At 65.3% G+C, this 23,785-nt stretch carries 24 protein-coding genes; 19 read left to right on the top strand and 5 right to left on the bottom strand.

Translation table 11 applies throughout. The features are described from left to right. Window position 1 precedes the first annotated feature (1 nt). The 10 genes from XM53_RS07815 (at window position 2) to XM53_RS07770 (ending at window position 7,705) form a co-directional block, all read left to right on the top strand. Window positions 2–502, top strand: coding sequence for a Na+/H+ antiporter subunit E (locus tag XM53_RS07815; protein ID WP_057792006.1), 501 nt, complete (start codon window positions 2–4; stop codon window positions 500–502). Then, on the top strand, window positions 499–786 hold the full coding sequence (locus XM53_RS07810; protein ID WP_057792004.1) for a K+/H+ antiporter subunit F: 288 nt from the start codon (window positions 499–501) through the stop codon (window positions 784–786). The genes XM53_RS07815 and XM53_RS07810 overlap by 4 nt, the downstream gene beginning before the upstream one ends. Then, window positions 783–1,181, top strand: a complete 399-nt coding sequence (gene mnhG / locus XM53_RS07805) for a monovalent cation/H(+) antiporter subunit G (RefSeq protein ID WP_057792003.1) — start codon at window positions 783–785, stop codon at window positions 1,179–1,181. Before XM53_RS07810 ends, mnhG begins: the two co-directional genes overlap by 4 nt. Before the next feature lie 377 nt (window positions 1,182–1,558). Next, entirely contained in the window at window positions 1,559–1,900 is a 342-nt protein-coding gene (locus tag XM53_RS07800; RefSeq protein ID WP_057792001.1) for an ArsR/SmtB family transcription factor, read from the top strand. Then, window positions 1,897–2,364, top strand: a complete 468-nt coding sequence (locus XM53_RS07795; RefSeq protein WP_057791999.1) for an SRPBCC family protein — start codon at window positions 1,897–1,899, stop codon at window positions 2,362–2,364. The genes XM53_RS07800 and XM53_RS07795 overlap by 4 nt, the downstream gene beginning before the upstream one ends. 213 nt (window positions 2,365–2,577) lie before the next feature. Further along, on the top strand, window positions 2,578–3,198 hold the full coding sequence (gene rpsD, locus XM53_RS07790; RefSeq protein WP_057791996.1) for a 30S ribosomal protein S4: 621 nt from the start codon (window positions 2,578–2,580) through the stop codon (window positions 3,196–3,198). Window positions 3,199–3,293: 95 nt separating this feature from the next. Further along, the gene (locus XM53_RS07785; protein ID WP_057791994.1) at window positions 3,294–4,715 is read left to right on the top strand and encodes a homospermidine synthase; all 1,422 of its coding nucleotides are present in this window, start codon (window positions 3,294–3,296) and stop codon (window positions 4,713–4,715) included. A gap of 379 nt (window positions 4,716–5,094) precedes the next feature. Continuing rightward, entirely contained in the window at window positions 5,095–6,180 is a 1,086-nt protein-coding gene (gene hisC / locus XM53_RS07780; protein ID WP_057791992.1) for a histidinol-phosphate transaminase, read from the top strand. Further along, the gene (locus tag XM53_RS07775; RefSeq protein ID WP_057791990.1) at window positions 6,177–7,094 is read left to right on the top strand and encodes a prephenate/arogenate dehydrogenase family protein; all 918 of its coding nucleotides are present in this window, start codon (window positions 6,177–6,179) and stop codon (window positions 7,092–7,094) included. The genes hisC and XM53_RS07775 overlap by 4 nt, the downstream gene beginning before the upstream one ends. Window positions 7,095–7,099: 5 nt before the next feature. Further along, window positions 7,100–7,705, top strand: a complete 606-nt coding sequence (locus XM53_RS07770) for an extensin-like domain-containing protein (RefSeq protein WP_057791988.1) — start codon at window positions 7,100–7,102, stop codon at window positions 7,703–7,705. Between the two features lie 79 nt (window positions 7,706–7,784). Here the strand turns inward: XM53_RS07770 and XM53_RS07765 are convergent, their stop codons facing one another. Next, a complete protein-coding gene (locus tag XM53_RS07765; protein ID WP_236544438.1) occupies window positions 7,785–8,789 on the bottom strand; it encodes a DUF2125 domain-containing protein in 1,005 nt (334 codons plus the stop codon). Window positions 8,790–8,872: 83 nt separating this feature from the next. Between XM53_RS07765 and XM53_RS07760 the strand changes: the two genes are divergently transcribed. The 3 genes from XM53_RS07760 (at window position 8,873) to XM53_RS07750 (ending at window position 12,849) form a co-directional block, all read left to right on the top strand. Continuing rightward, window positions 8,873–9,403, top strand: coding sequence for a gamma-glutamylcyclotransferase (locus tag XM53_RS07760; protein WP_057791986.1), 531 nt, complete (start codon window positions 8,873–8,875; stop codon window positions 9,401–9,403). 104 nt (window positions 9,404–9,507) lie between these two features. Continuing rightward, entirely contained in the window at window positions 9,508–10,731 is a 1,224-nt protein-coding gene (locus XM53_RS07755; protein WP_057791984.1) for a hypothetical protein, read from the top strand. Between the two features lie 3 nt (window positions 10,732–10,734). Further along, window positions 10,735–12,849, top strand: coding sequence for a peptidoglycan -binding protein (locus tag XM53_RS07750; RefSeq protein WP_057791982.1), 2,115 nt, complete (start codon window positions 10,735–10,737; stop codon window positions 12,847–12,849). Between the two features lie 20 nt (window positions 12,850–12,869). Here the strand turns inward: XM53_RS07750 and XM53_RS07745 are convergent, their stop codons facing one another. The 3 genes from XM53_RS07745 to gloB form a co-directional block, all read right to left on the bottom strand. Further along, a complete protein-coding gene (locus XM53_RS07745) occupies window positions 12,870–13,853 on the bottom strand; it encodes a M23 family metallopeptidase (RefSeq protein WP_236544437.1) in 984 nt (327 codons plus the stop codon). Window positions 13,854–13,945: 92 nt separating this feature from the next. Next, complete coding sequence (gene clpA / locus XM53_RS07740) at window positions 13,946–16,279, bottom strand: ATP-dependent Clp protease ATP-binding subunit ClpA (protein WP_057791980.1); 2,334 nt, start codon at window positions 16,277–16,279, stop codon at window positions 13,946–13,948. Window positions 16,280–16,466: 187 nt separating this feature from the next. Continuing rightward, a complete protein-coding gene (gene gloB / locus XM53_RS07735; RefSeq protein ID WP_057791979.1) occupies window positions 16,467–17,234 on the bottom strand; it encodes a hydroxyacylglutathione hydrolase in 768 nt (255 codons plus the stop codon). Between the two features lie 64 nt (window positions 17,235–17,298). Between gloB and XM53_RS07730 the strand changes: the two genes are divergently transcribed. After that, window positions 17,299–18,051, top strand: coding sequence for a class I SAM-dependent methyltransferase (locus tag XM53_RS07730; RefSeq protein ID WP_057791977.1), 753 nt, complete (start codon window positions 17,299–17,301; stop codon window positions 18,049–18,051). Here the strand turns inward: XM53_RS07730 and XM53_RS07725 are convergent. Further along, on the bottom strand, window positions 18,048–18,407 hold the full coding sequence (locus XM53_RS07725) for a VanZ family protein (RefSeq protein WP_057791976.1): 360 nt from the start codon (window positions 18,405–18,407) through the stop codon (window positions 18,048–18,050). The genes XM53_RS07730 and XM53_RS07725 overlap by 4 nt on opposite strands. Before the next feature lie 401 nt (window positions 18,408–18,808). On the opposite strand from XM53_RS07725, the gene XM53_RS07720 reads away from it, so the two are divergent. The 5 genes from XM53_RS07720 (at window position 18,809) to XM53_RS07700 (ending at window position 23,778) form a co-directional block, all read left to right on the top strand. Next, the gene (locus XM53_RS07720; RefSeq protein ID WP_082630819.1) at window positions 18,809–19,375 is read left to right on the top strand and encodes a F0F1 ATP synthase subunit delta; all 567 of its coding nucleotides are present in this window, start codon (window positions 18,809–18,811) and stop codon (window positions 19,373–19,375) included. Then, window positions 19,376–20,914: a F0F1 ATP synthase subunit alpha gene (gene atpA / locus XM53_RS07715; protein ID WP_057791974.1), complete on the top strand. Its 1,539-nt coding sequence runs from the start codon at window positions 19,376–19,378 to the stop codon at window positions 20,912–20,914. 15 nt (window positions 20,915–20,929) lie between these two features. Beyond that, entirely contained in the window at window positions 20,930–21,814 is an 885-nt protein-coding gene (locus tag XM53_RS07710) for a F0F1 ATP synthase subunit gamma (protein WP_057791973.1), read from the top strand. 20 nt (window positions 21,815–21,834) lie between these two features. Beyond that, window positions 21,835–23,259 carry a F0F1 ATP synthase subunit beta gene (gene atpD, locus XM53_RS07705; protein WP_057791972.1) on the top strand — a complete coding sequence of 475 codons (1,425 nt, stop codon included), beginning with the start codon at window positions 21,835–21,837 and terminating at the stop codon, window positions 23,257–23,259. Window positions 23,260–23,334: 75 nt separating this feature from the next. Beyond that, window positions 23,335–23,778 (top strand): F0F1 ATP synthase subunit epsilon, encoded by a 444-nt coding sequence (locus XM53_RS07700; RefSeq protein WP_057791970.1) that lies wholly within the window; start codon window positions 23,335–23,337, stop codon window positions 23,776–23,778. Window positions 23,779–23,785: the final 7 nt, after the last annotated feature.

The raw sequence follows: 23,785 nt of genomic DNA, 5'->3' as shown, positions 1-23,785 counted from the left end.
CATGACACGCGCGTTCTACTGGCTGTTTCCGCATCCGTTCCTGACCCTGCTGCTGACGCTGGTCTGGGTGCTGTTGCAGAACGGGTTTTCTGCGGGGATGGCGGTGTTCGGGCTGATCCTGGGGATCATCATCCCGTGGATGACCTCGGTGTGGTGGCCGGACACGCCCAAGGGCTTCAACCTGTTCCGGATGTTCACCTATGGCCTGATCGTGATCTATGACATCATCATCGCCAATATCCAGGTGGCGTGGATCGTGCTGACCGTGCCCAATTCCAAGCTGAAACCGGCGTGGATCGTGGTGCCGCTGGACCTGGTGAAGCCCGAGGCGATCACCATCCTGGCGGGGACGATCACGCTGACGCCCGGCACAGTGTCGTCGGATTTGTCGGACGAGGGGCACAGCCTGTTGGTTCATGTACTGCACACCGACGACCCGGACGCGGTGCGCGACGAGATCAAGACCCGCTACGAGGCCCGGCTGGAGGAGATTTTCGCATGAGCAACCCTGCCGAGATCATGGAACTGGCCATTGTCATTTCCTTTGTCGTGCTGGCGCTGGGGCAGATCCTGTCGATGGTGCGGCTGGTGATGGGGCCGACCCCGGGCGACCGGATCCTGGCGCTGGACACGATGGTGATCAATGCGCTGGGGCTGGTGGTGATGGTGGGCATCTACCAGGGCGTGCAGGTCTATTTCGAGGTCACGCTGCTGATCGCGATGCTGGGCTTCGTGTCCACCGTGGCGCTGGCGCGGTTCATCTTGAGGGGGGACATCATCGAATGAGCTGGGTGGAGATCGGAAATCTTGCCGTCGCGTTCTGCCTGCTGGTGGGATCGGGATTCGTGCTGGTCGGTGTCTTCGGCCTGTTGAAGTTCAACGACCCGATGACGCGCCTGCACGCGCCCACCAAGGTGGGTACGCTGGGGATCGGGATGTTCCTGCTGGCGTCGATGATCCATTCGTTCCTGATTGGCGACACGTCCTATCACGAGCCGCTGATCATGGCGTTTCTGTTCGTCACCGCACCCATCTCGGCGCATTTCATCGCCAAGGTGAATATCCACAAGCGGGCCTGCGAGACCCCGCCCAGCCCGCCGCGCGACGACACGTGGTCGACGCTGACGGACCCGGACCTGGAGAAAGAGGCCGAGGCAGACGCGGCGAAGGCGCAGGAGTAGGGCGCGGCCTGCGAGGTGGGCGACGCGTGGGTTTTCACCCACCCTACGAAAGCGGCGGGAGGTCCCGGATCGGGTCCGGGACGGGGGGTTTTCAAGCGCGCACGTGCGGAGCCGAGGCCGCAGGCCGCCGCGCGATCGCCAGACCGCCCCCCGGGCTGGCGATTGGGTGAGGTTAGTGCCTCGATGCAGTGTTTGGCGGATTTGGTTGGCATAAAGTACTCCGAAGTCCCGTTGGGTCGCCATCCCGCGGTCTGGCGATCGCGCTTCTTTGAATCAGACGCGTGGGTTTTCACCCACCCTACGTGAATTTTGGCTGAAAGTTAGCTTTTTGGCTTAGTGTTATTGACGCGGTCTTGGTGGCTGCATTACTTAGGAATATGGCTAAGTATGAGTCGAAACTGGATCTTTGCTTTTCCGCGCTGGGCGATCCGACGCGGCGGGTGATCCTGCAGCGGCTGGCCCGCGGCCCGGCGAGTGTCAGCGAACTGGCCGCGTCGCATGACATGGCGCTGCCGTCGTTCATGAGCCACCTGAAAAAGCTGGAGGAGGCCGGGCTGGTCACCTCGGACAAGCAGGGCCGGACACGAACGTTTGCCCTTGCCCCGGACGCGTTCGCCCCGGTCGACGACTGGCTGAGCGAACAGCGGCGGATCTGGGAGGGCCGGCTGGACCAACTCGACGAATACGTCGCAACCCTGATGAAGGACCGGAAGACATGAACCTGAATCCCGAGACCGACCTGAGCTTTACCCGCACCCTGAACGCGCCGCGTGCGCTGATCTGGGAGTGCTGGACCACGCCGGAGCATATCAAGCATTTCTTCGTGCCCAAGCCGTACAGCATCGAGAGCTGCGAGATCGACCTGCGGGTCGGCGGGCGGTTCAACACGGTGATGAACGTGGACGGCCAGCTGATGGACAACAAGGGCGTCTACCTTGAGGTGGTCGAGATGAGCCGCCTGGTCTTTACCGACACCTATACCGAGGGCTGGGCGCCGGTGCCGGACCCGTTCATGACGGCGATCCTGGACCTGGAGGATGACGGGGCGGGGGGCACGATCTATACCGCGACGGCGCGGCATCGGTCGCCTGAGGCGAAGAAGACCCACGAGGATATGGGGTTCTTCGATGGCTGGGGCACGGTGGCGACGCAGTTGGAAGAGTATGCGCAGAGCCTGAAGTAGGGGGCGAGGGCGCGTGGGTTTTCACCCACCCTACGATGGCGCAGTGGCGAAACTTGCAGATTGGGCGAAGCGACGTGTTGACTCTGTCTCGCACCCTTATATAAGCGCGGCTTCATTGGTGTTGGTGGCCCTCGCAAGGGGATGCCTGTCGCCGTGGCAAAATCCACGGAGAGGACAACGCCCTTCGAAACCTGAAACGAAGGAGATCAGTCGATGACGAAAAGAACGGCTGCCAAATACAAGATCGACCGCCGGATGGGCGAAAACATCTGGGGGCGTCCGAAATCCCCGGTCAACCGCCGCGAATACGGCCCCGGCCAGCACGGCCAGCGCCGCAAGGCGAAGATTTCCGACTTTGGCCTGCAGCTGCGCGCCAAGCAGAAGCTGAAGGGCTATTACGGCGACCTGACCGAAAAGCAATTCCGCCGCATCTTCCGCGAGGCCGAGCGTCTGAAAGGCGACACCGGCGAGCTGTTGATCGGCCTGCTGGAGCGCCGTCTGGACGCGGTTGTCTACCGTGCCAAGTTCGTGCCGACCATCTTTGCCGCGCGTCAGTTCGTGAACCACCGTCACGTGCGCGTGAACGGCAAGCTGGTGAACATCCCCTCCTACCGTGTTAAAGAGGGCGACGTGATCGAGGTTCGTGACCGCTCGAAGCAGATGGCCGCCATCCTGGAAGCCACGCAACTGCCCGAGCGCGACGTGCCGGACTATATCGACGTGGACAATTCCAAGCTGACCGCGACCTTCGTGCGGACGCCGTCCTTGGGTGACGTGCCGTACCCGGTGATGATGGAACCGAACCTGGTCATCGAATTCTACGCGCAGAACTAAGCCTCTTAGGTCTGCAGCACCTGATCCGGAAGGCCGCGCCGCTGGGCGCGGCCTTTTGCATTTGTAAGCATTTGTAAGTGGAGGAGACGCAAGGCATGGCACAGGATTATCCCAAATACGGGCGCATCGACGGGACCATCGTGATGATCGGCTTCGGGTCGATCGCCAAGGGGACCTGGCCGCTGATCGAGCGGCATTTCGATTATGACGCCGACAAATTCGTGGTGATCGAGCCGAACGCGGCCAATCACGATGCCTTGCGCGAGTTGGGGCTGCGGTTCGTGCCGGAGGCGGTGACGGCGGAGAATTACCGCGACCTGCTGGGCGGGCTGATCGAGCCGGGCAAGGGGTTCGTGGTGAACCTGAGCGTCGATACGTCATCGCTCGACCTGATGAAGTTCTGCCGCGAGCAGGGCGTGCTGTATATCGACACGGTGGTGGAGCCGTGGGCGGGGTACTATTTCGACACTCAGGACAACGCGGCGCGGACGAACTATGCGCTGCGGCAGGCGGTGCGGGACGAGAAGGCGGCCAATCCGGGCGGGACCACGGCGGTCAGCTGTTGCGGGGCGAACCCAGGGATGGTCAGCTGGTTCGTCAAGGAAGCGTTGCTGACGCTGGCCCGCGACACCGGCAAGGACGCGGAGGCGCCCAAGGACCGGGACGGCTGGGCCAGGCTGATGCAGGGGCTGGGCGTGAAGGGCGTGCATATCGCCGAGCGCGACACCCAGGCGCGGGCGTTGCCGCGTCCACGGGGGCATTTCGTCAACACCTGGTCGGTCGAGGGGTTCATCGCCGAAGGGTTCCAGCCGGCCGAGCTGGGCTGGGGCACGCATGAGACGTGGTTCCCCGAGAACGGGCACAGCCATGAGACGGGCTGTCGTGCGGGGATCTGGCTGGAACGGCCGGGGGCGATCACCCGCGTGCATACGTGGTGCCCGACGCCGGGGCCGCAATTCGGCTTCCTGGTGACCCATAACGAGGCGATCTCGATTTCCGATTTCTACACGGTGGGCGCGCCGGAGGACCCTGAGTTCCGGCCCACCTGCCATTATGCCTATCACCCCTGCGACGACGCGGTGCTGTCCCTGCACGAGATGTTCGGGGCAGGCCGGCAGCAGACCACGCATGAAATTCTGGACGTGGACGAGATCGTGACCGGCATCGACGAGCTGGGCGTGCTGCTTTACGGGCATGAAAAGAACGCGATGTGGTATGGCTCGCGCCTGTCGAACGAGGAAACCAAGGCGCTGGCGCCGTACCAGAACGCCACTGGCCTTCAGGTGACGAGCGCGGTTCTGGCGGGCATGGTCTGGGCGCTGGAGAACCCCGAGGCGGGCATCGTGGAGACCGACGAGATGGACCACGCCCGGTGCCTTGAGGTGCAGCGGCCGTATCTGGGCCCTGTGGAGGCGCATTACACCGACTGGACGCCCCTGCAGGACCGGTGGGAGCATTTCCCCGAGGATATCGACGAGAGCGATCCGTGGCTTTTCCGGAACGTGCTGGCGTCGTGAGGGGATGCCGGAGAGGCGTGACAGGTGTCGAGCCGCGCGATCGACGGGCCGCGGTGCGTCGATCCGAGGTTTGAGGGGGTGTGTTTTATCTCTGGGTTCCCGAAAGACTTTGGCGCGGTGCGCTGACGTTGACGTATCGACGTGCCGTGGGTGCGGCCCGGCGATGGCGCGGCGGCCTGCGGCCTTGATTCCGCGCTGGTAAAAAGAACGCTGGTGTTTCGCTGCACACGGCGTGGTCTAAGCGCCGCATCTTGTGCGATTTGACCTCGGTGGGGCTGGTCAGGGCGCGCGGGTCTCGGTAATGCGGAACATGACCACCTGTTCGGGGCCGCTGCGGCCACGGGCGGTGTGCCGCTGCCCCCGTGAGGAATGACATCACATGACCAAGATCACCCCCCAGCCCGGAATACTGGACATCGCCCCCTATGTGGGCGGGTCAAGCCATGTGGAGGGGGTAAGCAACGTGGTAAAGCTGAGCTCGAACGAGAACCCGTTCGGGCCGAGCGAGGCGGCGAAGGACGCGTTTCGCAAGGCGGCGTTCGACCTGCACCGCTATCCCAGCACCGACCACGCCAGCCTGCGCGGTGCCATTGCCGAGATGCACGGGCTGGACGCGGACCGCATCGTCTGTGGTGTGGGCAGTGACGAGATCCTGTCGCTGCTGTGCCAGTGCTATGCCGGGCCGGGCGACGAGGTGATTCACACCGAGCACGGGTTCGCCATCTACAAGATCGCGGCGCTGGCCAACGGGGCGACCCCGGTCGAGGTGCCCGAGCGTGAGCGGGTGACGGACGTGGACGCCATTCTGGCCGCCTGTACCGACCGCACCCGGCTGGTGTTCATCGCCAACCCCAACAACCCCACCGGCACCATGGTGGGCGACGGCGAGATCGCGCGGCTGGCCGAGCGCCTGCCCGATCATGTGCTGTTGGTGCTGGACGGGGCCTATGCCGAGTATGTCGAGGGGTTTGACGGCGGTGCGGGGCTGGTCGATGCGCGCGAGAACGTGGTGATGACGCGCACCTTTTCCAAGATTTACGGACTGGGCGGGCTGCGTGTGGGCTGGGGGTACGGTCCGGCGCATGTGGTGGATGTGCTGAACCGGGTGCGCGGGCCCTTCAACCTGAGCCAGGCGGCGCTGGTCACGTCCGAGGCCGCCGTGCGCGACCAGGCCTGGGTCGACAAGTGCCGGGCGGACAATGCGCGGATGCGGGCCTGGCTGGCCGAGGCGCTGGCGGGGCATGGCGTGCCGTCGGACACGTCGCTGGCCAATTTCATCCTGGCGCGGTTCGCCGACAAGGACCAGGCCGAGGCCTGTGACGAATACCTGAAATCCGAGGGGCTGATCGTGCGCAGGGTGGCGGGGTACAACCTGCCCAACTGCCTGCGGATCACGGTGGGGGACGAATCCAGCTGCCGCCGGGTGGCGCACGCGGTGGGCCAGTTCATGGGAGACGCGGAATGAGCGTGATCTATGACCGGGTGGCGCTGATCGGGCTGGGGCTGATTGCCTCGTCGATGTTCTGGGCGATGAAGCGCGCCGGGCTGGCGGGCGAGGTCACGGGGTTTGCACGGTCCGAGGAGACCCGCGACGTGGCGCGCGAGATCGGGCTGTGTGACAGGGTGTGCGACAGCGCGGCGGAGGCCGTGGAGGGCGCGGACCTGGTGGTGCTGTGCGTGCCGGTGGGCGCGATGGGTGCGGTGGCCGAAGAGATCGCGCCGGCCTTGAAGCCGGGCGCCACGGTCAGCGATGTCGGCTCGGTCAAGAAAGCGGTGATCGAGGCGGTCGGCCCACATTTGCCGCAAGGCGTGCATTTCGTACCCGCCCACCCGATGGCCGGGACCGAGCATTCCGGTCCGCGCTCGGGCTTTGCCGAGCTTTTCGAGAACAAGTACACCCTGATCGTTCCGGTGGAGGGCAGCGACCGCGCGGCGGTCGACCGGCTGGAGGCGCTGTGGCAGGCGATGGGCGCCAAGACGGACGAGATGGATGCAGACCACCACGACCTTGTTTGTGCCGTGACCAGCCACACGCCGCATCTGATTGCCTACACCATGGTGGGCGTGGCCGACGACCTGCGCCGGGTGACCGACAGCGAGGTCATCAAGTATTCCGCCGCCGGGTTCCGCGATTTTACCCGGATCGCGGCCAGCGACCCCACGATGTGGCGCGACGTTTTTCTGACGAACAAGGACGCGACGCTGGAAGTGCTGGGGCGCTTCACCGAGGAGCTTTTCGCGTTGCAACGCGCGATCCGCACCGGGGACGGCGACCTGCTGCACGATTATTTCACGCGGACGCGCAGCATTCGGCGTGGTATCATCGAGGCCGGGCAAGATACGGATGCGCCGGATTTCGGGCGCGTGAAAAAAGGGTGAGCAGGATGCGTCTGGCGTGGATTTTTCCAGTCTTTCTGGCGAGTTGTTCGTTTGGCGGTGGCGACAGGGATGACCCCGAACTGGTCACGCGGGGGGCTGTCTGTGGCGATCCGTCGATCCAGGGCGTGGTGGTCGGAGACGTGCCGGGCAACGGCGCCTGCGGGATCGCCGACGCGGTCGAGGTGGATGCGGTCGGCGGGGTTCTGCTGAGCCAGCCCGCGACGATGAACTGCCGCACGGCGCGGACGCTGAACGCCTGGGTGCAGAACGACATGAAGCCCATCGTCGGGGACACGGGCGGCGGTGTCAGAAGCCTGAAGGTCGCCGCGCATTACGTGTGCCGGACGCGCAATCACAAGCGCGGCGCGCGGCTGTCGGAGCATTCCAAGGGCAACGCGATCGACATCTCGGCGTTCCTGTTGCGGGACGGCACGGATATCTCGGTGCTGAACGACTGGGGCACGGGCAAGCGCGGCAAGATCCTGCGGCAGTTGCACGGGTCGGCCTGCGGGCCGTTCGGCACGGTTCTGGGGCCGGGATCGGACGGGTACCACCGCGATCACTTCCATTTCGATACGGCGGAGCACCGCAACGGGTCGTACTGCCGGTAGGGCGGGGCAAATCTTTTCGAGGAAAAGATTTGGCAAAAGATTTCGAAATCTTTTTCCTCCGGCGTGTTTCCCGGAAACGCTAGCGGAGGCGTAGCACCGGGGCCGGGCCGAGAGGCACCGGGCCCAGGAACACGCGGCCGTCGCGCAGGCCCAGCGGAACGTCGAGAGTCTTGGGGTTGCCGGCCATCTGCGACACCAGCGCGAGGCCATCCTCGAGCGTGCCGGCGAAGGCCTGTGGCAGCGCGCCGCTGTCGGTGGCCAGGCGCAGGATGTCGCGCCAGTTGCGGGCCTTGACGGTGATCTCGCCGGTGGGGATGCCGGCGGCGTCGACCGTCACCTCGCCCGCCGCCTGCAGTTCCAACCGGCCCCAGCGGGCCTCGGCCAGTTTGAGGTCGATGCGGTTGGGCTGGGGGCGGGCGTCCTCGATCGCAGAAAGGTCCCAGGGTTTGTCGAAGTCCACGGTCATGTCGAGCGACAGCGCCTCGAGCGAGTCGGGCAGGGTGTCGCCGGGATCGACCTTGACCCGCCAGTCGAGCGCGGGGGAAAAGCCGTCGGCGGTGAGGCCGAAGCGGTAGCTGCTGTCGGACGCGGTCGTGCGCTCGGCGGCAAGCGTCAGGCTGTCGGCGGTGGTCGGCTGGACGGTGGTGTCGGGCTGCACCGCGAGGTCCTCGGCCGTCAGGGTCAGCCGTTCGAGCGGCAGGCCCGGCGCGGGGCGGGTGACGAGGCTGGCGCGCATGTCGGTGCTGGTCACGTCGTACTTGGCCTGGGGCGTCGCGATCAACTGATGATCGGGCCAGACGGCGATGATGTGGTTGGGCTTGTAGCTGAGCGCGAAGACCTGGAAGAACGGGGCCTCCCACGCCAGGCCGGTGTCGGGGTCGGCGAGGGTGACATCGGTGAACGTGCTGTCGAAGCGGTTGGGAAAGCCGCGGGTTGTGAGATCGGAATACTCGGCCACCCAGCCATCGGCGCGTCGGCCCTCGAACCAGGCCTCGAACGCCTTGGTGGCACCGGTGGAGCCCACGGCCCAGTAGACGGACCATGCCAGGGCCGCCACCACGATCAGGATCAACATGCCGCGCATCTGCCTATCAGCCTTCTTCCGAGCCCTTGCCGTGAGGTATCTAAAGTGATTAGGGGGCAGGGGAAAGCGCAAGGAGCGGAAAAATGACGATGTGGGTCTTCGGCTATGGGTCGCTGGTGTGGAACCCCGGGTTCACGCCGGTGCAGCGGGTGCTGGCGGCCTTGCCGGGCTATCACCGCAGTTTCTGTATGCGCTCGATCCACCATCGCGGGACCGAGGAGAACCCGGGCCTTGTGCTGGCGCTGGACGAAAGCCCGGATGCACTGTGCCGGGGTGTTGCCTTGGCGGTGCACGAGGACGAAGAGGACAAGGTTCTGGCCTATCTGCGCGAGCGGGAATTGGTGTCGGCGGCGTACCTGGAAAAGGAGCTGGACATCATGCTGCGCGACGGGCGGCAGGTGCGGGCGCTGACCTATGTGATCGACGCCGATCACGTGCAGTATTGCGGCGGACTGGACCTGGAGGAACAGGCCCGGATCATCGCCCGCGCCCATGGCGGGCGGGGGCCGAACCACGAGTATCTCTTCCAGACCGTCGCGCACCTGGAAGAGCTGGGCATCCACGACCCCGAGCTTGACTGGCTGGTGCGGCGAGTGAAGGGGATCGGGGTTTGAGCTGACCCGCGGGCGAAGGTGCCGGAAACGCTTTAAAACCTTGGCTTCACAGTGGTTAACGCGTAGGGTGTCGCCAAACAATAACCGCGCCGGGAGCCGTCCAGATGGACCAGCCGGACCGTGAGGTCGAGCCCAACTTTTCACACCCCGTAAGGCAGATCACGCTGATGCTGATCGTCCTGGCCCTGACGGGGCTTGGCGCGTTCTTCGCATTGCCGCGGGTGTTGCCGGTGTTCCAGGCCAACCCGTATCTGAACGGGTTCATCCTGTTCGTATTCGTCATCGGCGTGGTGGCCTGTTTCTGGCAGATGTACCAGCTGATCGGCTCGGTGCGCTGGATCGAGGGGTTTGTCCACGAGCGCGAAACCCCGCAGGATATCAAGGCGCCGCTGCTGCTGGCCCCGCTGGCGACCCTGCTGAAGCAGCGCGGCAAGCGGATGAAGATCGCGTCGGGCTCGGCGCGGTCGATCCTCGACTCGGTGGCGCAGCGGATCGACGAGGCGCGGGAAATCACGCGCTATATCACCAGCATGTTGATTTTCCTCGGGCTTCTGGGGACGTTCTATGGCCTGGCCACGACGGTGCCGGCGGTGGTGGACACGATCCGCAGCCTGGCACCGCAGGACGGCGAGGAAGGCGTGGACGTGTTCAACCGGCTGATGACCGGGCTGGAATCGCAGTTGGGCGGCATGGGCGTGGCCTTTGCCAGTTCGCTGCTGGGTCTGGCCGGGTCGTTGGTCGTGGGGCTGCTGGAGCTGTTCGCGGGGCACGGGCAGAACCGGTTCTACCGCGAGCTGGAAGAGTGGATGTCGACGATCACGCGCGTCGGTCTGGCCTCGGGCGATGGCGAGGGTGGCGGCGAGGCGGGCGTGATGGCGAGCGTTGTCGATCACATGGGCGAGCAGATGGAGAGCCTGCAGCTGATGCTGACGCAATCCGATGTCAGCCGCGCGATGGTGGACGAAAAGCTGGGCCTTCTGGCGGACTCGATGGAAAAGCTGACCGAAAGGCTGACCGATACGGCGCCTTTGCACGATGCGCTGACGCGGGTGGCGGACGGGCAGGAAGAGCTGATCCGGCAGATGGCCAGCCACGAGGGTGAAAGCGGCGGGATCGACGCCGAAAGCCGGATGCGGCTGCGGTCGATCGACGTGCAGATGCTGCGCATTCTTGAGGAAATCAGCGCCGGGCGGCAGGAAAGCATGAGCGAGCTGCGCACGGACCTGAACGCGCTGTCGCGGGCCATCGGGCAGCTGGCGTCGAGCCATGGCAGACCCGAGGCGGCACCAAGGGCGCTGCGGCGCACCGAACGGGAGCAGGGAGGCTAGGCCATGGCCCTGTCACGGCGCACTGGCGCACGGTTCCAAGCCTCGATCTGGCCGGGATTCGTGGATGCGATGACGGGGCTTTTGTTGGTCCTGATGTTCGTGCTGACCATCTTCATGGTGGTGCAATTCGTGCTGCGCGAGACGATCAGCGGACAGGAAAGCCGGCTGGACGAGCTGTCGAACGAGGTCGCGGCGCTGAGCCGGGCGCTGGGGCTGGAACAGGACCGCAACGCCACGCTGACCGAGCGGGTGGGTGCGCTGACCGCGACGCTGGGCGACGCGCGCCAGCGGCAGGAGCAGCAGGCGGCGCTGATCGCGGCACAGGAATCGCAGATTGCCGAGGCTGAGGCGCGGATCGCCAGTTTCGAGGAACAGGTGGCGGGGCTGCTGGCGCAGCGCGACGAGAACCTTGGCACGATTGCCGATCTGGAAGGTCAGCGCGAGGAGTTGCTGAGTGAGCAGGAGCAGTTGCAACTGGCACTGGCGGGGCTGCGCGACGAGATCGATGCGCAGGAAGAGGCCGCGCGGCTGGCCGCGGCGCAGGCCGATGCGCTGGAGGCGATGATCGCGGAATTGCGCAGCGCGGCCGAGGAGGACGACGCGGCGCAGGCGGAGCTGACCGCGCAGGTCGAGGATTTGCAGGCGCAATTGTCCGACGAGGAGAAGGCGCGGCTGGCCGAGGCGGCGGCGGCGGAGGCCTTGCGCGACCGGTTGGAGAACGCCGATGCCGAGCTGACGGCGATGACGCTGGCGCTGGAGGAACAACGGCGCAAAGCGGAGGAAACGCTGGCCATGCTGGCCGCGGCCGAGGACGCGCAGGAGGATCTGGACGTGCGGCTGGCCGCGGCGCTGATGGCGCAGCAGGAGGCCGAGGCGGCGCTGGCGGAGGCCGAAAGCGGGCGCGAGTTGCGCCGCTCGGAGTTGACGGCACTGGAGGCGGAGCTGGCGCAGGCGTTGGCCGACGTGGACTCCGAGACGGTGCGGGCAGAGGAGTTGCAGCTTCGGCTGAGCGAGACCGAGGCGGAACTGGCCGCGTTGCGCGAGGACAGCGGCGAGGCGGCGCAGACGGCGGCGAGCCTGGAAGAGCGGCTGGCCGAGGCACTGGCGGCCAAGACCGCTGCGGAGAACGAGGCGGTGGAGAATGCCGACCTGATCGCGGATTTGCAGCGCCAGGTGACTGCGCTGGAGGCGGATGTGGCGGCGCGGGAGAAACGCATAGCATCGCTGATCGCGGCCAACGAAGCGGCCAATGCCGAGGCGCTGTCGGCCGAGGATGTGCGCGCGCAGCTGGCCGCGGCGCTGGCGGCGAAGCTGGCTGCCGAGGAAGAGGCCGAGGCGCGGCTGACGGAATCCGAGCAGCGGGCGGCGATGCTGGGGCAGGTGCAGGCGGAGCTGGACCGGCAGCGTTCGCTGGCCGATGAGGCGCAGGAGGAAGAGGCGCTGTTGAACCAGCAGGTGCGGGCGCTGCGCGATCAGCTGGGGCAGTTGCAGGCGCTGCTGGACGATGCCAAGGCGCGCGAGGCGGCGGCGGATGTGCAGCTGCAATCGCTGGGCAACGAGTTGAACACCGCGCTGGCGCGGGTGGCGGCCGAAGAGCGGCGGCGGCGCGAGCTGGAGGAAGCCGAGCGCAAGCGGCTGGAGGCGGAACGCGCGGACCTTGAGAAATTCCGGTCGGAATTCTTTGGCCGGTTGCGGCAGTTGCTGGAAGAGCAGGAAGGCGTGCGGATCGTGGGCGACCGGTTCGTGTTTTCGTCCGAGGTGCTGTTCGCGCAGGGCGAGGCGCAGCTGTCGGACGCGGGCGAGGGCGAATTGGCCAAGGTGGCCGACATCCTGCGCACGGTGGCCGAGAATATCCCCGAGGATATCGACTGGGTGATCCAGGTGGACGGGCATACCGACGACGTGCCGGTGCGGCCCGGCGCGCAGTTCGAGGACAACTGGGATCTCAGCCAGGCGCGGGCGTTGTCGGTGGTGCGGTATCTGGTGAATTTCCTGGGCCTGCCGCCCGAACGGCTGTCGGCCAACGGGTTCGGGCAGTACCAGCCGATCAACCCCGCCGACACGCCCGAGGCGCGGGCGCAGAACCGGCGGATCGAGCTGAAGCTGACGGAGAAATAGGCGCGGCGATACCAGCGGCGCTACTCGGCCAGCACGATGATGTCGGCGTGGCGGTTGGCCAGCACCTGGCCCGCGCGTTCCAGGGTCACGTAGCCGCGATAGGCACCGGGGGGCCAGCCGCCCTCGGGGGCGCGGCGGCCATAGGCGCGGAAGAGCTGGGCCTGCGGGGCGTCGAGTGTCTCGGTATGATAGAAGATCTCGCCTTCGGGACCCGAGGCAGTGACGCGCATGGTGTCGCCGGGCTGGGCATAAAAGACGTGGCCGTAGATCACCAGCGGCGTATCGGGCGTGGTCTCGGTGACGCGGGCGTCGCCGGATTTGACCGCGTCGAAATCGGGCACGGCGGTCGAGAAGCCGGCGGTGAAGAGGCCCGCGCGGTCATAGGGCAGGGCGGTGGCCCAGAGGCCCGGACCGGTGGCGGTGCCGCAGACGCCCGGTTCGGCGTCGGGCAGGAACGGGTCGATAATGTCGCCGTCCTTGAGGACCGACAGGTGGATATGGGGCGCGTTGGTCAGGCCGCTGAGGCCGACCTGGCCCAGGGGCGTGCCGCTGTCGACCTGCTGTCCCTCGGTGACGGCGATGGAGCCGTTTTTCATGTGGCAATAGAGCGTTTGCCAGCCGCTGCCGTGGTCGATGCGCACGGCGTTGCCGCATTCGCGGCCCGCGATGGCGTCGCGGGTGTCTTCGGTGACGGGGGTGTCGGGCATCCCGTCGCGCAGGGCGGCGACGCGGCCCGGGGCGGCGGCAAGGACGTTGACGCCTGTCTCCATCGCCTCGAACGACAGGAGGTGAATGTCGGTGCCGCGGTGGTCGTCGCGGCTTTTTAAACTGCACATGTAATCGTGCTGACCGGGACCGGGATCGAGATCGACGTAATCCTCAATATAGCAGGTCTGACCCAGGGCGCAGTCGATGGGCAGCGCGAGGGTCGGCGATTCGGCCAGCGCGGGGGTGGCCAGCGTGAAGAGGGCGGCGGCGAGGGCGGATCTGGGCAAGGTCGGCAACGGGGCACCTCGGAAGACGGGGGTGGACGTGAAAACGGGCGGCCTGGTGGGTGCCGCCCGTTTCAATTCTTATCGCAAAGCTTTCGCGCGCGTCACTCTGCCGTGAGCAGCGGCGGCTTTTTGCCCGAGAGACGCGGATGTTCCGGGCCTTCGATGCGCAGGTCGATCTGGCCGTCCTTGACCCCGACCTTGACCACACCGCCCTTGGCAAGCTTGCCGAAGAGAAGTTCCTCGGCCAGCGGCTTCTTGATGTGTTCCTGGATCACGCGGCCCAGGGGACGCGCGCCCATCTTGTCGTCGTAGCCCTTGTCGGCCAGCCATTCGGCGGCGGGCTTGGTCAATTCGATGGTCACGTTGCGGTCCATCAGCTGCGCCTCGAGTTGCAGCACGAACTTTTCGACCACTTGCAGGATGACCTCTTTCGGCAGCGGGCCGAAGGAGATGACCGCGTCCAGACGGTTGCGGAATTCCGGCGTGAACGTGCGTTCGATCGCGGCGGTATCCTCGCCCTCACGGCGGTCGCGGCCGAAGCCGATGGCGGCCTTGGCAAGCTCGGTGGCGCCCGCGTTAGAGGTCATGATCAGGACCACGTTGCGGAAGTTCACCGTGCGGCCGTTGTGATCGGTCAGGTTGCCGTGGTCCATTACCTGCAGGAGGATGTTGAACACGTCCGGGTGCGCCTTTTCGATCTCGTCGAGCAGCAGGACGCAATGCGGGTGCTGATCGACGCCGTCGGTCAGAAGGCCGCCCTGGTCGAAGCCGACATAGCCCGGAGGCGCGCCGATCAGGCGGGAGACCGCGTGTTTCTCCATGTACTCGGACATGTCGAAGCGGAGCAGTTCCACGCCCAGCGTGTCGGCCAGCTGTTTGGCGACCTCGGTCTTGCCCACGCCGGTGGGACCGGCGAAGAGGTAGTTGCCGATGGGCTTTTCAGGCTCGCGCAGGCCTGCGCGGGCCAGCTTGATCGCCGCCGACAGCGCCTCGATCGCGGTGTCCTGGCCGAAGACGACGCGCTTGAGCGAGCCTTCGAGATCCTTGAGCACCTCGGCATCGTCCTTGGATACGTTTTTCGGAGGAATGCGGGCGATCTTGGCCACGACATTCTCGATCTCTTTCGGACCGATGGACTTGCGCCGCTTGGAGGCAGCCACCAGATGCTGCGCCGCGCCGGCCTCGTCGATCACGTCGATGGCCTTGTCGGGCAGCTTGCGGTCGTTGATATAGCGCGCCGAAAGGTCCACCGCGGACTTGATGGCCTCGGCGGTGTATTTGACGCTGTGATGCTCCTCGAAATAGGGCTTGAGGCCCTTAAGGATCTTGATCGCGTCATCGACGGTGGGTTCGACCACGTCGATTTTCTGGAACCGGCGGGACAGGGCGCGGTCCTTCTCGAAATGCTGGCGGAACTCCTTGAAGGTCGTGGAGCCCATGCAGCGCAGCTTGCCGCCCTGAAGCGCGGGCTTCAGCAGGTTGGAGGCATCCATCGCGCCGCCCGAGGTTGCGCCGGCGCCGATGACGGTGTGAATCTCGTCGATGAAAAGCACCGCGTCGGGATGTTCCTCAAGCTCGGTCACGACGGCCTTGAGCCGCTCCTCGAAATCGCCGCGATAGCGGGTGCCGGCCAGAAGCGCGCCCATGTCGAGCGAGAAGATGGTGGTTTTCGACAGAACCTTGGGGGTCTGCCCGCCTACGATCTTGTGCGCGAGGCCTTCGGCGATGGCGGTCTTGCCGACGCCGGGATCGCCCACCAGGAGCGGGTTGTTCTTGCGCCGGCGGCAGAGCACCTGGATGCAGCGCTCGACCTCGCTGTCGCGGCCGATCAGGGGGTCCACGTCGCCCTGGCGGGATTTCTCGTTGAGGTCGACGCAATACTTGGCCAGCGCGGATTCGCCGTTTTCGACCTGTTCGCCCTCGGAAGAGGATTTGGGCGCCTCGGTCTCTTCCTCGCCCACGCCCTGCACGGGCCGGGATTCGCCATAGGCGGGGTCCTTGGCGACGCCGTGCGCGATGAAGTTGACCGCGTCATAGCGGGTCATGTCCTGTTCCTGCAGGAAGTAGGCGGCGTTCGACTCGCGCTCGGCAAAGATGGCGACGAGGACGTTTGCGCCTGTCACCTCGGTGCGGCCAGACGACTGCACGTGGATGGCGGCACGCTGGATCACGCGCTGGAAGGCGGCGGTCGGAACCGCCTCGGAGCCTTCGATGTCGGTGACGAGGTTGGACAGGTCATCGTCGATGAATTCGACCAGCGTGGTGCGCAGGTCCTCGGTGTCGACGCTGCACGCCTTCATCACGCGGGCCGCGTCGGGTTCGTCGATCAGGGCCAGCAGGAGGTGTTCCAGCGTGGCGAATTCGTGTTGACGCGCATTGGCCAGGGCCAGTGCAGCGTGGATTGCCTGTTCAAGGGTGTTCGAGAATGACGGCACGGTGTGCTCCCTCTGCTTGGGCTAGGGCCGGTCCCGCGACCTTCGCCTTATATGATTAAAGTTTGGTCGATACAGGCCAGCCTTCAAGGACTTTTTTTCCAAACCCGTTCACTTTTCCCTTTCCGATCTTACAAAAGCTGCTTTTGCAGGCCGTCCCGTGACAATTTGGCCGCCCCGGCGGGCGTGCCTAAAAGTTATCCTTTCGGGTGCGGATCTCGGCGAACACGTCGGCGGCGTCTGCGCCCGTCATGCCCAGATGCGCCTGTACGGCGGGATCGGTGGCACGCAGGAAGGGGTTGGTGGCCAGTTCTTCGGACAGGGTGGAGGGAACGGTCGGTTTCCCTTGATCGCGGGCGGCTTCGACCGCCTTGACCCTTGATATAAGCGCCGGGTTGTCCGGATCAATAGTGACCGCGAAACGCCCGTTGGCGGCGGTGTATTCATGGCCCGAGCAGATGGTGGTGTCGGGCGGCAAGGCGGCCAGCTTCGACAGGCTGTCCCACATCTGAGGCATGGTGCCCTCGAAGACACGGCCACAGCCCAGGGCCATCAGGCTGTCGGCGGTGAAGGCGACCTTGCTGCCCGGGAAGTGAAAGGCGATATGGCCGACGGTGTGGCCCGAGACGTCCATCACGGTGCCTGTGTCCGAGCCGATGGTGACGGTGTCGCCGTCATTCAGTGCAATATCGAGTTTTGGCAGGCGCGAGGCGTCGGCGGCGTGGCCGACGACCTGTGCCTTGTGCTGCGCCAGAAGTTCGTCGAGGCCCTGCACATGGTCGGCGTGGTGGTGGGTGATCAGGATATGCGTGGCTTTCCAGCCCTTGTCGGCGAGGGCGGCAAGGATCGGCGCGGCCTCGGGGACGTCCACCACGGCGGTGTCGCCGGTTTCAGAGTCGTGCGCGAGAAAGGCGTAGTTGTCCGAAAGGCACGGGACGGTTTCGATCTGCAATGTCATTGGTCCATCCTTGAATTCGTGGTTATGTTTGCCCCGAGAGTGACGGATCGGGGCGCGGGCTGCAATGCATCTGGATGTGCAGGACCTGAGGAATTTCTATTACCGCAACCCGCTGGGGCGTGCGGTGCAGAACGCCGTGGGCGCCGAGATCCGGGCGCTGTGGCCCGAGGCGAAGGGGCAGACGGTGGCCGGTTACGGCTTTGCCGTGCCGTTCCTGCGGCCCTACCTGAAGGACAGCCGGCGGGTGATCGCGCTGATGCCGGCGCCGCAGGGGGTGATTCACTGGCCCGCCGACAAGCCCAATATCAGCGTTCTGTGCGAGGAAACCCTGTGGCCGCTGGAAACGGGGCGGGTCGACAAGCTGATGCTGGTGCATGGGTTGGAGACCTGCGAGCGGCCCGGCGAGCTGTTGGAGGAATGCTGGCGGGTGCTGGGGCCGGGGGGATCGGCGCTGTTCGTGGTGCCGAACCGGGCGGGCTTGTGGTCGCGCAGCGACCGGACGCCGTTCGGGTACGGTCGGCCCTATAGCCAGAGCCAGCTGGAGGCGCAGCTGAAGACCCGGAACTTCCTGCCCGAGCGGCATGTGACGGCACTCTACCAGCCGCCGTCGCACCGCAAGTTCTGGCGCAAGACGGCGGGCATGTGGGAGAACATGGGCGGCAAGCTGTCGGTGGTGCTGAAGGGGGGCGTGCTGATCGTGCAGGCCACCAAGCGGGTTCATGCGCCCACCGATCGCGGCTCGGCCGTTCGGGACACGGTGCGCAGCCCGTTGGGCGTGCTGCGGCCCAAGCCGAGCGCGCAGGCCAAGCCGGTCTAGCGGCGGCGCAGGACTGCGCCCATCAGCCATCCCGCGAATAGCCCCGCCCCGACGCCGAGCGCATCGGCCAGAAGATCCAGCCATTCGGCGCCGCGGCCGAAGGCGGGCTGGATGATCTCGATCGCCGCGCCGAAGGCGATGCAGGCCGGCGCAAGCGCCAAAGCGCGGCGCGGGTCGGCCACGGCCATGGGCAGGATCAGGGCGGCGAAGGCGAGAAAGTGAAGGACCTTGTCGCGCAGTGTGAACGGCGGGGGCGGCGCGTCGGACGGCCAGAGCGTGGTGATAAGGATGCCGAGCGCCAGCGCGAGGGTCAGGGCGCGGGCGATACGGACGAGGGGAAAGGCGGGGCGTGTCATTGCGGGCTCCTTACGGGCCGCCGGGACGGCGTGCAATCGGCGGGTGACGCGACCGGCGGAAACCGCCGGGAGGGTGATAGCGGTAACGCGGTTGGTGCGTTCCGGGGTCCAGTCTGCCGAAGATTTCCGCAGGCCGTTCACGAAGGAATCGCAAAAAAGCGACGAAAAGTTACGATTTTTGTCGCAATAAAATTGCGCATTCGGTCGCAGGCTGCATAAGCCTTTGAAAAACAATAGTATCCATCAGTATACAAGTCCTTTCTGCTAGCTTGCGAGGTTCGGATCGGTCTGCTAAACCGCCCTCGAAATCAGGTGTCTCGCGAGTTTCACCGTCACTAACCACCCCGGAAAGACGGCCTTTGCGCCGTCTTTTGTCGAGCCGGGGTCAAACTATCGGAAGGGTGGACGTGTCCGAACCAGCTTCGATCTCCTCCGGCATCGCAGACCGCTATGCCACTGCCATTTTCGAGCTTTCCAAAGACGCCAACTCGCTGGACAAGCTTGAAACGAACCTTGCCGATCTTTCCGCCGCCCTCGATGACAGTGCCGATCTGCGTGACCTGATCAGCAGCCCGGTCGTCAGCCGCGAGGATCAGGAGCGCGCCATCACGGCCGTGGCGGACAAGATGGGACTTGTGCCCGAACTGAAGAACGGCCTTGCGCTGATGGCGCAGAAGCGCCGCCTGTTCGCGCTGCCGCAGCTGGTGCGTTTGCTGAACGAGCGCATCGCCGATCATAAGGGCGAAGTGACCGCCGACGTGACCAGCGCCGTCAAGCTGACCGACGCGCAGTCGAAAAAGCTGGCCGAGACGCTGAAGAGCACCGTCGGCAAGGACGTCAAGATCAATGCGACCGTCGATGAAAGCCTCATTGGCGGTCTTGTCGTAAAGGTGGGCTCGAAGATGATCGACACGTCGATCCGCTCGCGCCTCAATTCCCTACAGAATGCAATGAAAGAGGTCGGATAAATGGGTATCCAAGCTGCAGAGATTTCTGCGATCCTTAAGGACCAGATCAAGAATTTCGGCCAGGAGGCCGAGGTTGCCGAGGTGGGTCGCGTGCTGTCAGTCGGTGACGGGATTGCCCGTGTGCACGGCCTCGACAACGTCCAGGCCGGTGAGCTGGTGGAATTCCCCGGCAACATCATGGGCATGGCGCTGAACCTGGAAACCGACAACGTCGGCGTGGTGATCTTCGGCTCGGACCGGGACATCAAGGAAGGCGACACCGTCAAGCGCACCAAGTCGATCGTGGACGTGCCGATCGGGGACGAGCTGCTGGGCCGGGTCGTGGACGGCCTTGGCAACCCGCTGGACGGCAAGGGCCCGATCAAGGCGTCGACGCGCGGTGTCGCGGACGTCAAGGCGCCGGGCATCATCCCGCGTAAATCGGTGCACGAGCCGATGGCCACGGGCCTGAAATCGGTCGACGCCATGATCCCGATCGGTCGCGGCCAGCGCGAGCTGATCATCGGCGACCGCCAGACCGGCAAGACCGCCGTGGCGCTGGACACGATGCTGAACCAGAAGTCCTATAACGACGCCGCGGGCGACGACGAGTACAAGAAACTGTACTGCGTTTACGTGGCCGTGGGCCAAAAGCGCTCGACCGTGGCGCAGCTGGTGAAGAAGCTGGAAGAGGCCGGTGCGATGGACTACTCCATCGTGGTGGCCGCCACCGCATCGGACCCCGCGCCGATGCAGTTCCTGGCACCCTATTCGGCGACCGCCATGGCCGAGCATTTCCGCGACAACGGCCGTCACGCGCTGATCGTCTACGATGACCTGTCCAAACAGGCCGTGGCCTATCGCCAGATGTCGCTGCTGCTGCGCCGCCCGCCGGGCCGCGAAGCCTATCCGGGTGACGTTTTCTACCTCCACTCCCGCCTGCTGGAGCGGTCTGCCAAGCTGAACGAGGACAATGGCTCGGGCTCGCTGACGGCGCTGCCGATCATCGAAACCCAAGGCGGCGACGTGTCGGCGTTTATTCCGACCAACGTGATCTCGATCACCGACGGCCAGATCTTTTTGGAAACCGAGCTGTTCTACCAGGGCATCCGCCCCGCCGTGAACACCGGCCTGTCGGTCAGCCGCGTGGGCTCGTCCGCCCAGACCAACGCGATGAAGTCGGTTGCCGGCCCGGTGAAGCTGAGCCTTGCGCAGTACCGCGAAATGGCGGCTTTTGCCCAGTTCGGGTCGGACCTCGACGCCGCGACCCAGCGCCTGCTGAGCCGTGGTGAGCGCCTGACCGAGCTGATGAAGCAGCCGCAATATTCGCCGCTGACCAATGCCGAGATCGTCTGCATCATCTATGCGGGCACCAATGGGTACCTCGACAAGATCAAGGTCGATCAGGTGGGCCGCTTCGAGGATGGTCTGCTGAACCACATGCGCACCAAGCGCAAGGACGTTCTGGACTGGATCACCAACGAGGATCCAAAGATCAAGGGCGACGCCGAAGACAAGCTCAAGTCGGCCATCGAAGAGTTCGCAGCCGACTTCGGATAAGGGGGTGACGAGGCAATGCCGAGTCTGAAGGACCTAAAAAACAGGATCGAGTCGGTCAAATCGACCCGCAAGATCACCAAGGCCATGCAGATGGTGGCCGCCGCGAAGCTGCGGCGGGCCCAGGACGCGGCCGAAATGGCCCGCCCCTATGCCGAGCGGTTCAACGCGGTGATGTCCAAGCTGGCCGCCGCCGCGGGCGACGCCGAGAACGCGCCGCCGCTGTTGCGCGGGACGGGCAAGGACGACGTGCATCTGCTGGTGGTGATGACCGCCGAGCGGGGCCTGTGCGGTGGCTTCAACGCCAACATCGCCAAGCTGGCGCGGAGCGAGATCAACAAGCTGCAATCCAACGGCAAGACCGTGAAGGTCATCACCGTGGGCAAGAAGGGCCGCGACGCGCTGAAGCGTGATTTTGCGGACCTCTTCATCGACCATGTCGATCTGTCCGAGGTGAAGAATGTCGGCTACGCCGATGCGCAGAACGTGGCGCAGAACGTGCTGGACCGCTTTGACGCGGGCGAATTCGACGTCGCCAAGATCTTTTTCTCGGAGTTCGAGAACGTGGTCAGCCAGAAGCCGACCATGCAGCAGGTGATCCCCTTCGAGATCGACGAAGAGGCCGCTGCAGAGAGTGACGAGGCCGGTACGATCTACGACTACGAGCCGGACGAGGACGCGATCCTGCGCGATCTGCTGCCCCGTGGCGTGGCGACGGCGATCTTCAGTGGTCTGCTGGAGAACGGCGCCAGCGAACAGGGCGCACGGATGTCGGCCATGGACAACGCCACGCGCAACGCGGGCGAGATGATCGAGGACCTGACCATCGAGTACAACCGCTCGCGTCAGGCCGTGATCACCAACGAGCTGATTGAAATTATTTCGGGCGCCGAGGCGCTTTAAGAACAACCGGAGAGACGACAATGGCCAAAGCAAAAGGCAAAATCACGCAGGTGATCGGCGCCGTGGTGGACGTGCAGTTCACCGACCACCTGCCGGAAATCCTGAACGCCCTGGAAACCGACAACAACGGCAAGCGCCTGGTTCTGGAAGTGGCCCAGCACTTGGGTGAAAGCACCGTGCGGACCATCGCCATGGACTCGACCGAGGGTCTGGTGCGCGGCCAGGAGGTGACCGACACCGACGGCCCGATCAGCGTGCCGGTGGGCGACGCCACCCTGGGCCGCATCCTGAACGTCATCGGCGAGCCGGTGGACGAGGGCGCGCCGATCAAGGCCAAGGAAACCCGCTCGATCCACCAGCCCGCGCCCGAGTTCGAGGCGCAGTCGACCGAGTCGGAAATCCTGGTGACCGGCATCAAGGTCGTCGACCTGCTGGCGCCTTACGCCAAGGGCGGCAAGATCGGCCTGTTCGGCGGCGCCGGCGTGGGCAAGACGGTTCTGATCATGGAACTGATCAACAACATCGCCAAGGTGCACTCGGGCTACTCGGTCTTCGCCGGTGTCGGCGAGCGGACCCGTGAAGGCAACGACCTTTACCACGAGATGATCGAGTCGAACGTGATCGACCCCGAGAACCTGGAGAATTCCCAGGTGGCGCTGGTCTACGGCCAGATGAACGAACCGCCGGGCGCGCGTGCCCGTGTGGCGCTGACCGGCCTGACGCTGGCGGAACAGTTCCGCGATGCGTCCGGGACCGACGTTCTGTTCTTCGTGGACAACATCTTCCGCTTCACGCAGGCGGGCTCCGAGGTGTCGGCTCTGCTCGGCCGGATCCCCTCGGCCGTGGGGTACCAGCCGACGCTGGCCACCGACATGGGCGCAATGCAGGAGCGCATCACCTCGACCAAGGCCGGTTCGATCACCTCGATCCAGGCCGTGTACGTGCCCGCGGACGACCTGACCGACCCCGCACCGGCCACGACATTCGCCCACCTCGACGCCACGACGGTTTTGTCGCGCGCCATCTCGGAGCTGGGCATCTACCCGGCGGTGGACCCGCTCGACTCGAACTCGCGCCTGATGGACCCGCAGATCGTGGGTGAAGAGCATTACAAGGTCGCGCGTGACGTGCAGGGGATCCTGCAACGCTACAAGTCGCTGCAGGACATCATCGCGATCCTCGGGATGGACGAACTGTCGGAAGAGGACAAGCTGACCGTGGCCCGCGCCCGGAAAATCCAGCGGTTCCTGTCGCAGCCCTTCGACGTGGCCAAGGTGTTCACCGGCTCGGACGGCATCCAGGTGCCGCTGGAAGACACGATCGCGTCCTTCAAGGCAGTCGTGGCCGGCGAGTACGACCACCTGCCGGAAGGTGCGTTCTACATGGTGGGCGGCATCGACGATGTGAAAGCCAAGGCCGAGAAGATGGCCGCGGACGCCGCATAAGCGTGGGTTTTCACCCACCCTACGGGATGACCCGAAGGGTGGGCGAGGCTGCTCGCGACAGAAACGGAGGCCAATATGGCTGATACAGTGCAATTCGACCTGGTGAGCCCCGAGCGCCTGCTGGCGTCGGTCGAGGCGACCGAAGTGCAGATCCCGGGCACCGACGGCGACATGACGGCGATGGCCGACCACACGCCGCTGATCACGACGTTGCGGCCCGGCGTGGTGCGCGTCTCCGGTCCGGAGGGCGACAAGGAATATGTCGTCACCGGCGGCTTTGCCGAGATCAACGCCGATTCCATCTCTGTCCTGGCCGAGCGCGCGCTGTCGCGCGAGGACATGACGCAGGACGAGTTCCAGAAGATGGTCGACGAGGCCACCGACCGGCTGGCCAAGGCGCAGGAGACCTTCGTCAACGAGCCCGGCCCAGTGGACGACGCGGCCAAACTGCTGGCCGACATGGTGGCGATGGGTGACCAGATCGGCCTGTCCACCCCGTCCAAGGTGCCGGCCCCCTAGGCGCCGC

It is taken from the genome of Roseovarius atlanticus, from assembly GCF_001441615.1.
GTDB lineage: Bacteria > Pseudomonadota > Alphaproteobacteria > Rhodobacterales > Rhodobacteraceae > Roseovarius > Roseovarius atlanticus.
The sequence above is the reverse complement of the archived record's forward strand: the minus strand, read 5'-3'. Positions and strand labels throughout refer to the sequence as shown.

What these genes read in the sequence shown, in the direction of transcription:
- XM53_RS07725 (WP_057791976.1), bottom strand. Translation starts at nt 18,407, where the DNA reads ATGACACGCCCCGCCTTTCCCCTCGTCCGTATCGCCCGCGCCCTGACC.
- XM53_RS07765 (WP_236544438.1), bottom strand. Translation starts at nt 8,789, where the DNA reads ATGCGCGGCATGTTGATCCTGATCGTGGTGGCGGCCCTGGCATGGTCC.
- XM53_RS07810 (WP_057792004.1), top strand. Translation starts at nt 499, where the DNA reads ATGAGCAACCCTGCCGAGATCATGGAACTGGCCATTGTCATTTCCTTT.
- XM53_RS07700 (WP_057791970.1), top strand. Translation starts at nt 23,335, where the DNA reads ATGGCTGATACAGTGCAATTCGACCTGGTGAGCCCCGAGCGCCTGCTG.
- XM53_RS07775 (WP_057791990.1), top strand. Translation starts at nt 6,177, where the DNA reads ATGAGCGTGATCTATGACCGGGTGGCGCTGATCGGGCTGGGGCTGATT.
- XM53_RS07750 (WP_057791982.1), top strand. Translation starts at nt 10,735, where the DNA reads ATGGCCCTGTCACGGCGCACTGGCGCACGGTTCCAAGCCTCGATCTGG.
- XM53_RS07710 (WP_057791973.1), top strand. Translation starts at nt 20,930, where the DNA reads ATGCCGAGTCTGAAGGACCTAAAAAACAGGATCGAGTCGGTCAAATCG.
- XM53_RS07800 (WP_057792001.1), top strand. Translation starts at nt 1,559, where the DNA reads ATGGCTAAGTATGAGTCGAAACTGGATCTTTGCTTTTCCGCGCTGGGC.
- XM53_RS07815 (WP_057792006.1), top strand. Translation starts at nt 2, where the DNA reads ATGACACGCGCGTTCTACTGGCTGTTTCCGCATCCGTTCCTGACCCTG.
- XM53_RS07760 (WP_057791986.1), top strand. Translation starts at nt 8,873, where the DNA reads ATGACGATGTGGGTCTTCGGCTATGGGTCGCTGGTGTGGAACCCCGGG.
- atpD (WP_057791972.1), top strand. Translation starts at nt 21,835, where the DNA reads ATGGCCAAAGCAAAAGGCAAAATCACGCAGGTGATCGGCGCCGTGGTG.
- gloB (WP_057791979.1), bottom strand. Translation starts at nt 17,234, where the DNA reads ATGACATTGCAGATCGAAACCGTCCCGTGCCTTTCGGACAACTACGCC.
- XM53_RS07795 (WP_057791999.1), top strand. Translation starts at nt 1,897, where the DNA reads ATGAACCTGAATCCCGAGACCGACCTGAGCTTTACCCGCACCCTGAAC.
- XM53_RS07785 (WP_057791994.1), top strand. Translation starts at nt 3,294, where the DNA reads ATGGCACAGGATTATCCCAAATACGGGCGCATCGACGGGACCATCGTG.
- XM53_RS07770 (WP_057791988.1), top strand. Translation starts at nt 7,100, where the DNA reads ATGCGTCTGGCGTGGATTTTTCCAGTCTTTCTGGCGAGTTGTTCGTTT.
- hisC (WP_057791992.1), top strand. Translation starts at nt 5,095, where the DNA reads ATGACCAAGATCACCCCCCAGCCCGGAATACTGGACATCGCCCCCTAT.
- rpsD (WP_057791996.1), top strand. Translation starts at nt 2,578, where the DNA reads ATGACGAAAAGAACGGCTGCCAAATACAAGATCGACCGCCGGATGGGC.
- XM53_RS07730 (WP_057791977.1), top strand. Translation starts at nt 17,299, where the DNA reads ATGCATCTGGATGTGCAGGACCTGAGGAATTTCTATTACCGCAACCCG.
- XM53_RS07755 (WP_057791984.1), top strand. Translation starts at nt 9,508, where the DNA reads ATGGACCAGCCGGACCGTGAGGTCGAGCCCAACTTTTCACACCCCGTA.
- mnhG (WP_057792003.1), top strand. Translation starts at nt 783, where the DNA reads ATGAGCTGGGTGGAGATCGGAAATCTTGCCGTCGCGTTCTGCCTGCTG.
- atpA (WP_057791974.1), top strand. Translation starts at nt 19,376, where the DNA reads ATGGGTATCCAAGCTGCAGAGATTTCTGCGATCCTTAAGGACCAGATC.